Source organism: Pseudomonas cuatrocienegasensis (assembly GCF_900110925.1).
In the GTDB taxonomy this organism is placed as follows: Bacteria; Pseudomonadota; Gammaproteobacteria; order Pseudomonadales; family Pseudomonadaceae; genus Aquipseudomonas; species Aquipseudomonas cuatrocienegasensis.
In genome coordinates this window covers 239,344-254,430 of the sequence record NZ_FOFP01000002.1, presented here as the reverse complement: position 1 = coordinate 254,430, position 15,087 = coordinate 239,344, and the positions used below count along the sequence as shown (strand labels likewise).

Annotated in this window: 16 protein-coding genes; 8 read left to right on the top strand and 8 right to left on the bottom strand. The window is 58.9% G+C overall.

Annotated elements, in window-relative coordinates; translation table 11 throughout:
* Nucleotides 1–12: 12 nt before the first annotated feature.
* Entirely contained in the window at nucleotides 13–339 is a 327-nt protein-coding gene (grxD, locus tag BMW49_RS04065) for a Grx4 family monothiol glutaredoxin (RefSeq protein ID WP_069516013.1), read from the top strand.
* Between the two features lie 388 nt (nucleotides 340–727).
* On the opposite strand, the gene bfr is transcribed toward grxD, so the two are convergent.
* The 4 genes from bfr to pyrC form a co-directional block, all read right to left on the bottom strand.
* Nucleotides 728–1,198, bottom strand: coding sequence for a bacterioferritin (gene bfr, locus BMW49_RS04060; RefSeq protein WP_069516012.1), 471 nt, complete (start codon nucleotides 1,196–1,198; stop codon nucleotides 728–730).
* A gap of 197 nt (nucleotides 1,199–1,395) precedes the next feature.
* Nucleotides 1,396–1,614 carry a bacterioferritin-associated ferredoxin gene (locus BMW49_RS04055; RefSeq protein WP_069516011.1) on the bottom strand — a complete coding sequence of 73 codons (219 nt, stop codon included), beginning with the start codon at nucleotides 1,612–1,614 and terminating at the stop codon, nucleotides 1,396–1,398.
* Nucleotides 1,615–1,802: 188 nt separating this feature from the next.
* Nucleotides 1,803–2,480 (bottom strand): ribonuclease T, encoded by a 678-nt coding sequence (gene rnt, locus BMW49_RS04050; RefSeq protein WP_069516010.1) that lies wholly within the window; start codon nucleotides 2,478–2,480, stop codon nucleotides 1,803–1,805.
* Nucleotides 2,477–3,523, bottom strand: coding sequence for a dihydroorotase (gene pyrC, locus BMW49_RS04045; RefSeq protein ID WP_069516009.1), 1,047 nt, complete (start codon nucleotides 3,521–3,523; stop codon nucleotides 2,477–2,479). Before pyrC ends, rnt begins: the two co-directional genes overlap by 4 nt.
* Nucleotides 3,524–3,688: 165 nt before the next feature.
* On the opposite strand from pyrC, the gene BMW49_RS04040 reads away from it, so the two are divergent.
* Together BMW49_RS04040 and BMW49_RS04035 are read left to right on the top strand one after the other, a co-directional pair.
* Nucleotides 3,689–4,627 carry a flagellar protein MotY gene (locus BMW49_RS04040; RefSeq protein ID WP_069516008.1) on the top strand — a complete coding sequence of 313 codons (939 nt, stop codon included), beginning with the start codon at nucleotides 3,689–3,691 and terminating at the stop codon, nucleotides 4,625–4,627.
* 105 nt (nucleotides 4,628–4,732) lie between these two features.
* Nucleotides 4,733–5,950, top strand: coding sequence for an argininosuccinate synthase (locus tag BMW49_RS04035; protein ID WP_069516007.1), 1,218 nt, complete (start codon nucleotides 4,733–4,735; stop codon nucleotides 5,948–5,950).
* Between the two features lie 172 nt (nucleotides 5,951–6,122).
* Here the strand turns inward: BMW49_RS04035 and BMW49_RS04030 are convergent, their stop codons facing one another.
* The 3 genes from BMW49_RS04030 to BMW49_RS04020 form a co-directional block, all read right to left on the bottom strand.
* Nucleotides 6,123–6,356 carry a cytochrome Cbb oxidase CcoQ gene (locus BMW49_RS04030; protein ID WP_083251640.1) on the bottom strand — a complete coding sequence of 78 codons (234 nt, stop codon included), beginning with the start codon at nucleotides 6,354–6,356 and terminating at the stop codon, nucleotides 6,123–6,125.
* Complete coding sequence (ccoN, locus tag BMW49_RS04025; RefSeq protein WP_069516226.1) at nucleotides 6,346–7,779, bottom strand: cytochrome-c oxidase, cbb3-type subunit I; 1,434 nt, start codon at nucleotides 7,777–7,779, stop codon at nucleotides 6,346–6,348. Before ccoN ends, BMW49_RS04030 begins: the two co-directional genes overlap by 11 nt.
* A gap of 828 nt (nucleotides 7,780–8,607) precedes the next feature.
* Nucleotides 8,608–9,216 (bottom strand): short chain dehydrogenase, encoded by a 609-nt coding sequence (locus tag BMW49_RS04020; protein WP_069516006.1) that lies wholly within the window; start codon nucleotides 9,214–9,216, stop codon nucleotides 8,608–8,610.
* Nucleotides 9,217–9,305: 89 nt separating this feature from the next.
* Here BMW49_RS04020 and BMW49_RS04015 point away from each other — a divergent pair, with 89 nt between their 5' ends.
* Nucleotides 9,306–10,190 carry a LysR family transcriptional regulator gene (locus BMW49_RS04015; RefSeq protein WP_069516005.1) on the top strand — a complete coding sequence of 295 codons (885 nt, stop codon included), beginning with the start codon at nucleotides 9,306–9,308 and terminating at the stop codon, nucleotides 10,188–10,190.
* 73 nt (nucleotides 10,191–10,263) lie between these two features.
* Here the strand turns inward: BMW49_RS04015 and BMW49_RS04010 are convergent, their stop codons facing one another.
* Complete coding sequence (locus tag BMW49_RS04010) at nucleotides 10,264–10,956, bottom strand: GntR family transcriptional regulator (RefSeq protein ID WP_208600955.1); 693 nt, start codon at nucleotides 10,954–10,956, stop codon at nucleotides 10,264–10,266.
* Nucleotides 10,957–11,227: 271 nt separating this feature from the next.
* Between BMW49_RS04010 and BMW49_RS04005 the strand changes: the two genes are divergently transcribed.
* The 4 genes from BMW49_RS04005 to BMW49_RS03990 are packed head-to-tail and all read left to right on the top strand — an operon-like array spanning nucleotide 11,228 to nucleotide 15,066.
* Nucleotides 11,228–12,142 carry a 3-hydroxyacyl-CoA dehydrogenase NAD-binding domain-containing protein gene (locus BMW49_RS04005; RefSeq protein WP_069516004.1) on the top strand — a complete coding sequence of 305 codons (915 nt, stop codon included), beginning with the start codon at nucleotides 11,228–11,230 and terminating at the stop codon, nucleotides 12,140–12,142.
* A complete protein-coding gene (locus BMW49_RS04000) occupies nucleotides 12,142–12,846 on the top strand; it encodes an aspartate/glutamate racemase family protein (RefSeq protein ID WP_069516003.1) in 705 nt (234 codons plus the stop codon). Before BMW49_RS04005 ends, BMW49_RS04000 begins: the two co-directional genes overlap by 1 nt.
* A 23-nt stretch (nucleotides 12,847–12,869) precedes the next feature.
* On the top strand, nucleotides 12,870–14,279 hold the full coding sequence (locus tag BMW49_RS03995; protein ID WP_208600954.1) for an aminotransferase family protein: 1,410 nt from the start codon (nucleotides 12,870–12,872) through the stop codon (nucleotides 14,277–14,279).
* A 28-nt stretch (nucleotides 14,280–14,307) separates the two neighbouring features.
* A complete protein-coding gene (locus tag BMW49_RS03990) occupies nucleotides 14,308–15,066 on the top strand; it encodes an SDR family NAD(P)-dependent oxidoreductase (RefSeq protein ID WP_069516002.1) in 759 nt (252 codons plus the stop codon).
* The last annotated feature ends 21 nt before the right edge of the window (nucleotides 15,067–15,087 follow it).

Sequence of the window (15,087 nt, the reverse complement as noted above, 5' to 3'; positions counted from 1 at the left end):
CTGAGGTGCCCAATGGATATCATCGAAACCATCAAAGAGCAGATCGCCAACAATACCGTTCTGCTGTATATGAAAGGCTCGCCGAATGCGCCGCAGTGCGGCTTCTCCTCCAAGGCGGCGCAAGTGGTGATGGCCTGTGGCGAGAAGTTCGCCTATGTCGACATCCTGCAAAACCCGGAAATCCGCGCCAATCTGCCCAAGTACGCCAATTGGCCGACCTTCCCGCAACTCTGGGTTGGCGGTGAGCTGGTCGGCGGCAGCGATATCATGGTCGAGATGTTCGACAACGGTGAGCTGCAAACCCTGATCAAGACCGCGACGCAGAAAACCGACGCCTGATCCTGCGGCTCTCGGGCCGCAACAGCGTCAGCCAAACCCGCCTGGTGGTGCCCTGAACCTAAGTTCAAGGCCCTGCCGGCGGGTTTTTTAATGGCTGTGTGCCCGTGCTGGGTTGCATGGCGACAATGTTTTTCGTGGGAGCCGCGCCTCGCGGCGAATGTCGTGCACAACGCCGATTTAGCGTAATGGCTGCAATCGATTCGCCCCGAGGCGGGGCTCCTGCGCGTGTTCGGTGGTTTGCCTGCGCAGGGTTGTAGCAACCCACTCAGGCATAGCCCTTCTCATGGTTATCGCACGCCCGTAGGGTGCGCCGTGCGCACCGCCTTGGGCTAAATGCGCACAACGCAAAACGGGCGCCGAGGCGCCCGTTCTGGTCAGTCGTGGACGCTTATTCGTCCATCTGCGACTGCAGGTAGTTCTGCAGGCCGATCTTCTCGATCAGGCTCAGCTGGGTTTCCAGCCAGTCAATGTGCTCTTCCTCGGAGCAGAGGATGTCTTCGAGCAGTTCGCGGCTGGCGTAGTCGCCGATGCTTTCACAGTAGGCAATCGCCGCTTTCAGATCGATGTGCGCCTTGTGCTCGATCTTCAGGTCGCATTCGAGCATTTCCTTGGTGTTTTCACCGATCAGGATCTTACCCAGGTCCTGCAGGTTGGGCAGGCCTTCAAGGAACAGGATGCGCTTGATCAGTTTGTCGGCATGCTTCATCTCATCGATGGACTCGTGATACTCGTGCTCGCCGAGTTTCTTCAAGCCCCAGTCTTCGTACATGCGTGCATGCAGAAAGTACTGGTTGATCGCGACCAGCTCGTTACCGAGGATCTTGTTCAGATGCTGGATGACTTTCTTGTCGCCTTTCATGTGATGTGCCTGCCCTGCAAAAAATGTCGATGGGCGAGTGTGGGCCGGCATTTTCTGGCTGTCAAACCTAAGTTATTGAAATTTAAGTGAAAATAAATATAAATACGAGTAGTTGCGTTCTGCGGTTGGGCGCTAAGCACTTGAATTTTGGACATAAAAAAGCCGAGCTCAGGGCTCGGCTTGATTAAAAAGATGATTCAGGCGGCGACGAATGTGGCCGGGTAGGCGAGGGCGCTCTGGCTGTTTTGCACATCGCTCAGGGTTTCGCGTACCACCTGTTTGGCCAGGCAGGCACATTTGCCACACTGGCTGGCAACGCCGAGCGTCTGGCGCACGTCGCGATAACTGCAGCATCCTTCATAGATGGCTTCGCGGATTTGGCCGTCGGTAACACCTTCGCAGAGGCAGACATACATAGCGTATCTCGTCGCAGACAATGGCTGATGCGAAGGATACTAATGTTAATGAGAATGCGTGTCAAAGACGAAATAGGCTTTTTTACATCGCCGCTGCTTTGAGGAGACGAGCGGTTATGACAAAGAAGGCGGGGCGATAACCAGGTGCCGAGGATAGCCCTCGGCACCGGCTCTATAGCGAGGTTGGATCAGTCGCCGAATTCCATCCAGCCGCCCATTTCCTTCCAGCGGTTGACGATGCCGCAGAACAGCTCGGCGGTCTTCTCGGTGTCGTAGCGTGCGGAGTGGGCTTCGCGGCCGTCGAATTCGATACCCGCCGCCTGGCAGGCCTTGGCCAGTACGGTCTGGCCATAGGCGAGGCCGGCGAGGGTGGCGGTGTCGAAGCTGGAGAAGGGATGGAAGGGGTTGCGCTTGAGGTCGCAGCGGGCGACAGCGGCATTCAGAAAGCCCAGGTCGAAGCTGCTGTTGTGGCCCACCAGAATGGCGCGTTTGCAGCCGTTGGCCTTCAGCGACTTGCGCAGGCCACGGAAGATTTCCGTGAGCGCGTGCTCCTCGCTGACCGCCATGCGCAGCGGGTGATCGAGCTTGATGCCGGTGAACTCCAGCGCGGCCTGTTCGATATTGGCGCCGGCGAACGGCTCGACCCGAAAGAAGTGCGTGTGATCCGGGTAGAGGAAGCCCTCTTCATCCATCGCCACGGTGGTCGCAGCGATTTCCAGCAGGGCATCGGTGGCACTGTTGAAACCGCCGGTCTCGACATCCACGACCACCGGCAGGTAGCCGCGAAAACGCGCCGCCATCGGGTGGCGTGCGCCGCTGCCGCTGTTGCCGGATTCGTTTTCGTCGTCCAGGTAATCTTCGCTCACGCGTGGTTCTCCAGCAGGCGCCAGCGCAATGTTTCACCGGCGCGCAGCGGGGTTACGGTGTGGTCGCCCAGCGGCAGGCTGGCCGGGGCTGTCCAGTCTTCACGGACCAGGGTGATGCTCTCGCTGTTGCGCGGCAGGCCATAGAAGTCCGGGCCGTTGAGGCTGGCGAAGGCTTCCAGCTGGTCCAGCGCATTACGCTGCTCGAAAGCCTCGGCATACAGCTCGATTGCCGCGTAGGCGCTGTAGCAACCGGCGCAGCCGCAGGCCGCTTCCTTGGCATGGGTGGCGTGGGGCGCCGAGTCGGTGCCGAGGAAGAACTTGGCGTTGCCGCTGGTGGCCGCATCCAGCAAGGCACCCTGGTGGGTGTTGCGCTTGAGGATCGGCAGGCAATAGAAGTGCGGGCGAATCCCGCCGACCAGCATATGGTTGCGGTTGTACAGCAGGTGATGAGCGGTGATGGTCGCGCCGACATTGGCCGGGGCGCCTTGCACGAACTCCACCGCATCGCGGGTGGTGATGTGCTCGAAGACCACGCGCAGGGTTGGGTAGCGCTCGACCACCCGGGTCAGGTGTTCGTCGATAAAGACCTTTTCACGGTCGAATACGTCGATCTCGGCGCGGGTGACTTCGCCATGCACCAGCAACAGCATGCCGACCTCGGCCATGGCTTCGAGGGCTGGCGCGATCTTGTCGATGCTGGTCACACCAGAGTCGGAGTTGGTGGTCGCGCCGGCCGGATAAAGCTTGGCGGCATGGACAAAGCCCGACGCCTTGGCCGCGCGGATGTCGTCGGCACTGGTGTTGTCGGTGAGGTAGAGCACCATCAGCGGCTCGAAGCGGCTGCCGGCAGGGCGGGCGGCGAGGATGCGCTGGCGGTAGGCGTCGGCTTCTTCGGCATTGCGTACCGGCGGTACCAGGTTGGGCATGATGATGGCGCGGCCGAACGTGCGAGCGACATCCGCGACCGTATGCGGCAGCATGGCACCGTCACGCAGGTGGATATGCCAGTCGTCGGGGCGCAGGAGGGTGATACGGTCGGTCATGGAAGCTTCCAGGCGGGTCAAACGTGCCGCGAATGCTACCGGAAAAGCCCCCACAGGGCACGCCGCAGATTCGCTCTGACACGCCTGCCGATGGTCGGCCGCTCAAGTTTTCCGGCGTATCACCGATAGCCCCAGGGAAGCCTGTTTTTCCCTGTGGAGCTCGCCGTGCGCCAGCCAGTGTTTATCCTCTCCAGCCTGTTCGTTGGCCTGTCGCTGTGCGGGCCTGCCGCGGCCATCAGTTTTCAGACCCGTCTGGAACAGGTTCAGTGGAGTGTTGCCGGCGATCAGTTCGAGTGTCGGCTGACCCAGGCGGTCACCGACTTTGGCGCCGGGGAATTTGTGCGCCGTGCCGGCGAGCAAGCCACATTCCGTCTGCAGGCGCGCGAGCAATGGCTGGGGAGCGGTTCAGCGACATTGTTGGCCGCGGCCGCGCCCTGGCAGCCCGGACGCGGTGATATCAACCTGGGCGCCGTGGCCGTCTCACCCGGCGAGATGCCGCTGCACAGCAACCAGGAACAGGCCGGGCGTCTGCTCACCGGTCTGCTCGAAGGGCGCAGCCCGGTGGTGCGCCACCGCACCCTGCGCGGCGGTGATCCGCTGGAAGTGCGCCTGCTGCCGGTGCGTTTTCGCAAAGCCTACGAGGACTACCTGGCCTGCACGGCCAAGCTGTTACCGGTCAACTTCGACCAGGTGCGGCGTAGCCAGGTCGGCTTCCCGGGCGGCGGTGTGGACCTCGATCCGATGGCCCAGGCCAAGCTGGACATTATCCTCAGCTTTCTCAAGGCCGACCCAAGCGTCAATCGCATCCAGTTGGACGGGCATGCCGACAACAGCGGCAATCGCCTGACCAACCGCGACCTGTCACGCCGCCGCGCCCTGGCGGTGATGGAATACCTCAAGGCCAATGGCATACCGGAGGAGCAGATCACCGTACGCTTTCATGGTGAGCGTTACCCACTGGTGCCGAATAACAGTGAGGCGAACCGGGCGAAGAACCGGCGGGTGAGCCTGAGTCTGGAGCGCGAACCCGCCAGTGCACCGGCTGAAGCACCTGCCGCTCCAGCACCGGCCCCAGCGCCGAGCGGGCCGCAGGCCATGTCTTGACGCTGCAGGCTGTCGCCTTATGACCCGCGCGTGTCGCGCCTCTGTAAATCATCGGCCAGGGCCAGTAGAATCAGCGGCTTTCCGAACAACCCTGGAGTTGATGGCATGGCCGACGTAAACAAGGTAGTCCTGGCGTATTCCGGTGGCCTGGACACTTCAGTGATCCTGAAGTGGCTGCAAGACACCTATAACTGTGAAGTGGTGACCTTCACCGCTGACCTCGGCCAGGGCGAAGAAGTCGAGCCGGCTCGCGCCAAGGCCAAGGCCATGGGCGTCAAGGAAATCTACATCGATGACCTGCGCGAAGAGTTCGTGCGTGATTTCGTCTACCCGATGTTCCGCGCCAACACCGTCTACGAAGGCGAATACCTGCTGGGCACCTCCATCGCCCGTCCGCTGATCGCCAAGCGCCTGATCGAGATCGCCAACGAGACCGGCGCCGACGCCATCTCCCACGGCGCTACCGGCAAGGGCAACGACCAGGTGCGTTTCGAGCTCGGTGCCTATGCCCTCAAGCCCGGCGTCAAAGTGATTGCTCCGTGGCGTGAGTGGGACCTGCTGTCGCGCGAGAAGCTGATGGACTATGCCGAGAAGCATGCGATCCCGATCGAGCGTCACGGCAAGAAGAAGTCGCCGTACTCCATGGATGCCAACCTGCTGCACATCTCCTATGAAGGCGGTGTGCTGGAAGACACCTGGACCGAGCACGAAGAAGACATGTGGAAATGGACTGTCTCCCCCGAGGCAGCGCCGGACGCCGCGACCTATATCGAACTGACCTACCGCAAGGGCGACATCGTTGCCATCGACGGCAAGGACATGAGCCCGGCCACCGTGTTGGCTGAGCTGAACCGTATCGGCGGCGAGAACGGCATCGGCCGTCTGGATATCGTCGAGAACCGCTTTGTCGGCATGAAGTCCCGTGGCTGCTACGAGACCCCCGGCGGCACCATCATGCTCAAGGCCCACCGCGCCATCGAGTCGATCACCCTGGACCGCGAAGTCGCTCACCTGAAAGACGAGCTGATGCCCAAGTACGCCAGCCTGATCTACAACGGTTTCTGGTGGAGCCCGGAGCGTCTGATGCTGCAACAGATGATCGACGCTTCCCAGGCCAATGTGAACGGCGTGGTCCGTCTGAAGCTGTACAAGGGCAACGTCATCGTCACCGGCCGCAAGTCCGACGACTCGCTGTTCGACGCCAACATCGCGACCTTTGAAGAAGACGGTGGCGCTTACAACCAGCAGGACGCAGCCGGCTTTATCAAGCTCAATGCCCTGCGCATGCGCATCGCCGCTGGCAAAGGCCGCAAGATGCTGTAAAGCGCCACAGCGCTCCGGTAAGACCCACAAGCCCCGGCCATGCGCCGGGGTTTGTGTTTATCCAGGCTGTGTTACCTGAGCAGGCGCGCCAATGGGCTGCCTTGGTCCCGCTGAAGCAGGGCTTGGCAGCATGCTATGGGTTTGACTGATGCGTCATTAAGTATCAGCGCAATCAGAACACCTGCTCACCGTAGTGCTTGCAGGCTCCAGTGCAAGTACCTGGGCAGCTGCATCCGGTGGTGCTGCGGCCTGTTTCTAGTTCGACACGACGCGCGACTTCGGGGTCATCGGCGAAGGGAAGCATAGCCGCTTCATCGAGTGAGTCTGCGCCGCTCTGCGCGAGGCAGGCTTGTACGCCAACATAGAACAGCGCAAGAACGATAAGCCCCCAGAGTTCAGTGGGCATGGCTGGGTTCTCGGTCTTCGATAGCTTGTACTTGCTGGTTGCGCAGGGTGAGCCAGGTATTGGCAGCCATGAGCAACATGCCCGCAAGGAAGAACAACCCTCCGACGAGGCGAACTACATAGCCTGGATGGCTGGCCTCCAGCGACTCAACGAAGGAGTAGGTCAGGGTGCCGTCCTCGTTGATCGCACGCCACATCAAGCCTTGCGTGATCCCGTTGACCCACATCGAGGCGATGTAGAGCACGGTGCCGATTGTCGCCAGCCAAAAGTGGATGTTAATCAGGCGATTGCTATACATGCTCGCGCGGTTGAACACCTTTGGAATCAGGTGATAGAGCGCGCCAAAGGTAATCATCGCCACCCAGCCCAGGGCGCCGGCATGCACATGGCCGATGGTCCAGTCGGTGTAGTGCGACAGTGCGTTGACGGTCTTGATAGCCATCATCGGGCCTTCAAAGGTGGACATGCCGTAGAACGCCAAGGACACCACCAGAAAGCGCAATATAGGATCGCTACGCAGCAGGTGCCACGCGCCGGACAGGGTCATCATGCCGTTGATCATGCCGCCCCAGCTGGGTGCCAAAAGGATGATCGACATCACCATGCCGAGGCTCTGGGCCCAATCCGGCAGCGCGGTGTAATGCAGGTGATGCGGGCCGGCCCAGATGTACAGGGTGATCAATGCCCAGAAATGCACGATGGATAGGCGATAGGAGTAAACCGGTCGGTTCACCTGCTTGGGCACGAAGTAGTACATCATCCCGAGAAAACCGGTGGTGAGGAAAAAGCCAACAGCATTGTGGCCGTACCACCACTGGACCATGGCGTCGGTGGCACCGGAATAGATGGGGTATGACTTGAACCAACTGACTGGAATGGCCAGGTGGTTGACGACGTGCAGCATCGCAATAACCAGAATGAACGCGCCGAAGAACCAGTTACCCACATAGATGTGACGTGTTTTGCGCCGGGTCAGGGTGGTGAAGAAGACGATCGCATAAACCACCCAGACAATCGCCATCCACACGGCGCCGGTGAACTCAATCTCGGCATATTCCTTGGTCGTGGTCAGCCCCATGGGCAGCGTTACCAGCATGATCAGGATGGTCAGCTGCCAACCCCAGAAAGTGAAAGCGGTAAGCCCTTCCGAGAACAGTCTTGTCTGGCACGTGCGTTGTACGGCGTAGTAGCTGGCGGCGAATTGCGCGCTGCCGGCAAAACCGAAGATTACCAGGCTGGTGTGCAGGGGGCGCAGCCGACCGAAGCTGAGCCAGGGGGTGTCGAAATTGAGCGCCGGCCACACCAGCTGGGCGGCGATGAGCACGCCGGTACACATGCCCAGCACCCCCCAAACGATGGTCATCAATGTGAATTGGCGAACGACCTTGTAGTTATAGGCCGGTTGAGAGGCAGCGTTTGGCATCGACATAACCTTTCTGCAGGTGGCCGCGACGTTAGCCGCGAGAGTGTCGGTACTCTAGAAAGAAAGGCCAAAACGAAACAGACTCAGAAAGCCGAGAGTGATGCGTATCAGATGGGTGATGGCCAGGCCGGGTGTTGCCATTCAAGTCAGTCCGATACTTAACATTCCAGTGCTCAGATCGCACGTGCACCTTGTTCTCTGGGATGTATCGCCATCTTCTCGTAGGCGCTGGCAACCAGGTTTGGATCATGCAGATGAGCGACTATCTGCTTCGCTTTTTTGGGCTTTTCTGACGCTGTTTTTATTACCTGTGTAGTAAAAAACGTCTTCGATCGGTAAGGCGAGGGCGCTGCTGATGTTTCACGAGAACGATTAGGGCCGCGGATTGGCCGAGAACCTACTTCAGTGGCGGGCTAGGTTGGAGGGTGAAAGCCAGGGTCTGTTTCCGTATCGTCGCGCTAAAACTTGAGGCCGCTTAGATTTCGAGAACAGCCTCGCAATGCGTTCATGAAGGCGTTGGAAAGGGCGTAACCATCCCTTGGGGCTTCCGCATAGCAGAACGCCGCCCGGCCGGGCGAGATTTTGCACAGCACCGCGGCTCACCACGAAACGGTAACAGACCCCTGCGCCATGATACGGCGAGAGCCGTTTGCGTAGCTGACGCACAGTGCGCTCTTAAGCTTTGTTGGTGAGCGCCATAAAAAGACATCTACAAACGACTCGTCGCACTTGCAGTTGCTAAGCCTTTCTCTAGCCATAAATGCGCCTGACTTAGCGCAGACTAAAAGTGATCACTGACTGACTGCGAACGAGCGGTAGGTAAGCAATCTAGGCATCAACAAAAAGTACCTGTCCGGTTATGAAACCATCGACCGAGCGCTCGAACGCTTTTCCAACAAGTTGCCCGGGTACAGGTTGAAAACCGGGCATCATCTCACCGTATATATCCCAGGCTTCTTCAAGCACGGTCGGGTTTACAACATTGATACGGATACCACGGGGTAACTCATTGGCTACGCACTTAACAAAGGTATCGATTGCTCCGCTCGTGGTTGCGTCTGCAATGGCTTGGGGGATTGGCTTTACGTTGAGGATTCCCGAAATCAACGTAAAACTGCCACTGTCTTTGATGTAGTCAATTCCGACCTTGACCACGTTAATCTGCCCGATGAGCTTGCTCTGAATTGTTGTATGCCACTGATCATCTGTCATTGTTTGAAACGGTGCGTATTCACAATGGCCGACCGTATTCACGACGGCGTCAAAGTCCCCCACGTTCTTGAACAGCTGTTTGATTGAGTCTTTGTCGGTGATATCGACCTGGAAGTCACAGCTGTCTCCAGAGCGACTAGCCGTAATAACCCTGTGTTGCTTCAATCCACTCAAGGCGGCCTGGCCCATTTTTCCTTGTGCGCCGATCAGGATAACCGTTTTCATGGGATGACCTCGTTAAGCAAAGAGACGGGATCATAGGATTCGCATGGTACAATGTAAATAATGTATAGATTGTATGGGATACAATTTTTATGAGTGACGATATAGACCTTAAACACATGCGAATCTTTTTGCAGTTGGTGCGCTATGGCAGTGCAACCAAAGTGGCGCATGAGACCGGTATCTCTCAGCAGGCAGTCAGTAATTACCTGAAGCGTTTAAGAGCTATTTTTCCAAATGAGCTTTTCATACGTCAAAGCAATGGTTTGCAGCCGACGGACTTTGCCTTGGAACTTGCTGATCGTTTTGAGCGGGTACTCACGGAGGTCGATGGGATCTTCGAGGAGGCGCCATTTGATCCATTGTCGGCGCACAGATCAATAGTCGTGATTGCCAATGAATATGCGCAACTGGCGATAATGCCTAGGCTTTTTCAAGCACTTAGGCTTGCTGCGCCTGGCGTTACCGTCACGGTTGTTGATTTTGACGAAAGCGCTCATGAGCGCCAGCTAGCGAGTGGCGAGGCTGATATGGTGATCGGCTTTTCTGGATTCATGGATGATTGTGTTTTGAGTGTGCCGTTAAGAACTGATTATTATTGCTGCGTTGTCGGTATGGGATCTAAGGTCGCAGAGAAAATAACAAAGATCAGTGACCTGTCAGGTCTTGCGCACGTTGATTTTGCAAATGCTGCTGCTCATCTTGGTACGTCAGTAGACTCTTTTCTGGAAGAGCAAAAAATTAACCGCAACGTGATAGCCACGCTGCCATGTTACACGGCACTCAGTAATTTCTTGGCGCTAAACGATGTGGTTGCCTTTGTCCCCTTAGCTGTAGCCGAGGCAAGCCAAATGAAGGTTCTGTCTTTTGAAACTATGCCTAAAGCGTTCGAGGTTTCAATAGGCTGGCACCGGAGGTCATCGGGGAGCGCGGTCAGGAAGTGGTTCTTGGAGCTTGCTTTGGGCTGTATTAAATAGTGGTGCCTGCTTTCCTCGGCGATTAGGCATACTTTTAATGTGCAACCAGGTGGGCGCAAGAGCTTGCCCAGTTTTAGTTATTGGCAAATCTGCCATTTTCCAATAGGAACTTAGCCCCCTCTGCGATATCGCGGCGAATGGCGTTAGCCGCAGCAATACCGTCTCCACGCTCCAAGGCCTCCACCGTCTCTTCGTGAAAGTCGATGTCAAGGATTTGCCCTAGATCGCCATTGAAATGGCTACCGAACTGGCGCAGGAATGGGCCGATTTGCAGCCAGAGTGTTTCGATAAGAAAGATCAGCGACTCCGAGTGGCTCGCCCGGTAAATAAGAAACTTGAACTCGTAATTACGTAGCAAGTAATCGTCAATGTCCTTGTTGCGAGCTGCCAGTGTCAGGGCAGACGCCCCCGCCTTGATCGTTTCCAGCTCGGTGCTGCTCAGGTGTGTCGAGGCCAGTTCGGTAGCGGCGCCCTCGCACAGTTGGCGAGTGTTCATGAGGTCACGAAAGCGCTCGCGGGTCATCGATGGCAGGGTCATCGATCCATTGGGTAATTGCGCCAGGGCTCGCAGCGACTGGAGCTTCATCAGTGCCGCGCGCACCGGCATGTCGCTGGTCCCGAGTTCTTGGGCAATCTTGCGCGATGTCAGCTTCTGTCCTGGCCTGATCTGCCCAGCCATCAGGGCATATGTCAGGCGCTGGTAGACGATCTCATGCAGAGGGATCGCTTCAATGGCGTCCAGCCCCAGCGTATTCGGCTCTTTCAATGCGTGCTCCGGTTGGGATTTCTGGCGAGCCGCGAGTTTAGCAGAAGGTATTCCTGCCTATTGAGTCAGTGGCTCACCGCTCTACGCCTAGGTTAATGCCCGATCTGCGTCATCCATCCGTTTATGACTACCTGGCGAGCGGCGACCTGGGGCTTGCATCGGTACGAATTTAACCCTAGCATGAGATTTGTGATCTGCGATCGCAAAATTGAAATTGGCAAAACGCCTTTCGAGCGAAGCAAGCCGATAGAGGGCGTTGGAGGAGTCGGGGATGGAGCAACGTCGTCCAATTGCGGTTCTGGGTTGCGGGCTGATCGGCGAGAGCTGGGCGGCTCTGTTCATGGCGCATGGTTATGACGTCAGGGCATGGGATCCTTCCCCTGAGGTGCTGGCCGGTTTTGCCGCCAAGCTTGAGCGTCCTTTGAGCCAGTTGGCTGAACTGGGCTGTGATCCGGGCGCTCGGGGCCGTCTTCTGTTGGCTGGGTCTGTGCGTGAAGCGGTAAGCGGCACGGCCTTCGTGCAGGAAAACGCGCCCGAGAACATTCCACTCAAGCGAGCGCTTTATGCCGAGATTGAGGCTGAGGCTCCTGCCGATACGCTAATCGCCTCCAGCACATCTGCCCTCACATGGTCTGAGCTGTCTCCCGGCATGTGCTCCCCGGAGCGTTTGCTCACCGCTCACCCATTCAACCCGCCGCACTTGGTGCCATTGGTCGAGCTCTACGGTATTTCCGAGCGCTCTCTCGAGCAGGCGGAGATTTTCTATCGCTCGCTTGGGCGTAAGCCTGTTCGCCTGAAAAAGGATGCGGTTGGCCATATTGCCAATCGTCTTGCTTCTGCTTTGTGGCGTGAGGCTGTTCATATCGTTGCCGAAGGGATCGCCGAGGTAGGCGACGTGGATGCCGCCTTGATGCACGGCCCAGGTCTGCGCTGGTCGGTGATGGGCGCACATATGACCTATCACCTTGGCGGTGGTCAGGGAGGCATGGCTCATTATCTGCGCCACCTGGGACCAAGCCAGGCGCGGCGCTGGGCATCGCTGGGTACGCCGCAGCTGACGGAGGCGGTGTGTGAGGCGTTGATACATGGCGTTAATGAAGAAGCGGCGGGGCGTTCGGTCAGCGAGTTGGAAGCCGAGCGTGATGCGCTGCTGATCAAGGCGCTACAGGCTCGGGGGAGAGGCTGATGTCGGCTCCCGAGACTGTACGTATCGCGCTGATCCATGCACTTGAAGAGTCGGTATTGCCGGCGCGCAAGGCGTTCGCCGAGAGCTGGCCTGAAGCCTTCTGCTTCGATGTGCTGGATACCTCGCTGGCCATCGACCTGGCACACGCGGGCCAACTTGAGCCTTCAATGATGACGCGTTTTGAGACTCTGGCCCGCTACTGCCTGAGCCACGATGGCCGGGCGGGCAAAACCCAGGCGATCCTCTTCACCTGCTCGGCCTTCGGCCCAGCCATTGATGCGCTCAAAGCGAGCTTGCCGGTACCGGTATTGCGCCCGAATGAAGCCGCTTTTGACGAAGCCCTTGAGCATGGCGACCGGATTGCTTTGCTCGTCACCTACGGTCCTTCACTGGACGCTCTGCGCCATGAGCTGCTGGCGATGGGGCGTGCCCGTGGCCGCACGATCAGCGTGGTGCCGATTCTGGCGGAAGGCGCCCTTGCTGCGCTCAAGGCCGGTGACGGTGAGCGTCATGACCTGCTCGCGACCCAGGCCTGTCGCGGGCTGGGTGCTGTGGATGCGCTGGTGCTGGGACAGTTCTCCCTGGCTCGCGCTGCTGCGGCGGTGCAAACCGTGGTCAGTGTTCCGGTGTTGACCACGCCCGGCTGCGCGATCCGCAGCCTGCGTGCGCTTCTTCAATCATCAGCCGTGTGCGGCTCTCTTTGACTCGATCCAGACAGGACTTCGCCATGCCCTTCGCTAATACGCCCGACCTTGCCGAGATGGATCGCCAGAGCCTGTTCCATCCCCTGACGTCAATTGCCGATCACCTGCGCGATGGTCCGGCGATTTATGCCCATGCCGAGGGCGCTTTGATCACCGACGATCAGGGCCGTGAGTTGCTCGATATGGGCGCAGGCCTGTGGTGTGTGAACGTCGGCTACGGCCGTACCGAGTTGGCCGATGCGGCCTCTCAGGCAATGAAGCAATTGAGCTTCCAGCACCTGTTTGGCTCTGCTGCATCGGAGCCGAGCATCCGCCTGGCCGACCGCCTGCTGAACCTGTTTCGGGAAAAGGCCAATGCCCCGCAGATGGCGCGGGTGTTCTTTGGCACGTCGGGGTCGGATGCCAATGACACGGCGGTGAAAATGGTGCGTTACTACAACAACCTGCGGGGCCGGCCGGCCAAGAAGAAGATCATTTCGCGTATCGGCAGCTACCACGGGGTCACGTTGGCCAGTGGCAGCCTCACCGGAATCGAGTCCTATCACAAGGCATTCGATTTGCCCCTTTCAGGGGTGTTGCATACCTCCTGCCCGCATCATTACGCCTTCGCCCAGGCCGGGGAGAGTGAAGCGGACTTCTGCAGTCGTATGGTCGCTGATCTTGAGGCGCTAATCGTGCGCGAGGGTGCCGACAGCATCGCGGCCTTTATCGCCGAACCGGTGATGGGCACCGGCGGCGTGCTGCTGCCGCCTGCCGGGTATTTTGAGAAAGTGCAGGCATTGCTGGACCAGCACGACATCTTGCTGATTGTCGATGAAGTGATTACCGGTTTTGGCCGCACGGGTCATTGGTTTGGCACCGGGGCCTATCAGTTGCGCCCGGACATCGTCTCCCTCGCCAAGGGGCTGACCAGCGCCTACTTCCCGCTTTCTGCCTCGATTGTTTCGCAGCGCATGTGGTCCGTGTTCGAGGCGGCATCGCCAACGGTCGGCACCTTTATGCACGGCTTCACTTATTCCGGTCATCCCGTGGGGTGTGCGGTGGCCTTGGCCAATCTTGATCTGATGGAGCGTGAGTCGCTGGTCGAGAATGCGGCATGCCTGGGGCCTTATCTACTGGACGCGTTGCAGACTCGTCTTGGGGACAACCCCTATGTCGGCGATATCCGCGGTATCGGTCTGATGGTCGGGGTGGAGTTCATCGCAGACCGCGCCACCCGCACGCCGTTCGCAGCACATCAAGCTCCCCATCGTATCGTCGCCCGGCATGCCAAAGCGGCGGGTGTGCTGACCCGCGCGTTGCCGTTCGGGCACGTCAATTCCTTCTCGCCGCCCCTGAGTATCACCCGTGCGCAAATTGACCGTGGCGTCGAGGCCTATGCCAGGGCGCTCGACAGCGCGCGGCCGGAGCTGGATGCATTGCTTGGGGTTTGACGTATTCATTTCACCAGGAGAGTTGCCGATGTTGTTTCAGGATCAGGTGTGCATTGTTACCGGCGCCACGTCGGGTATCGGCCGAGCGGTTGCCGAGGAACTGGCGAGCAAGGGTGCCGTGCTGGTGCTGGTCGGACGTGACCAAGCGAAGGGCGATGCGCTCGCCATGGCGCTCGCTGAACGGGGCGCACGGGCACTCTTTTTCGCTGCGGACCTTACCGATCCGCACGCACCGCGGGGCATCGTTCAGGCCACGCTCGAGTCCTTCGGGCGCATCGACGTACTGGTCAACAATGCCGGCATGCTGATTAACGGCAGCGCCTTGGAGTGCACCGACGAGCAATGGGACCAGGTGTTGGATCTCAACGTGTCAGCGGCGTTTCGTCTATCACGCGAAGTGTTGCCGAGCATGCTCAAGCAGGCATCCGGTTCGATCGTCAACGTGGCCTCGGACTGGGCGTTGATGGGCGCCAAAGGCGCAACGGCCTACTGCGTATCCAAGGCAGCCCTGACTCAATTGACGCGCTGCATGGCCCTGGATTACGCCACCCAAGGGGTGCGGGTGAATGCGGTGTGCCCATCCGATACCGACACACCCATGCTCGATCTGGCTTACGAAGGCGATGACCGCGAGTGGAAGGTTCAGGCCCTGGCCGCGAGCATTCCCATGGGCCGTGTGGCCCATGTCGGTGAGGTGGCCAAGGCTGTGGCGTTCGTCGCTTCCAGCGATGCCAGCTTTATGACCGGGGCTTTGGTGCCCGTAGATGGCGGCACCTCCGCACAGTGAATCGGTGCGCTTATATCAGGG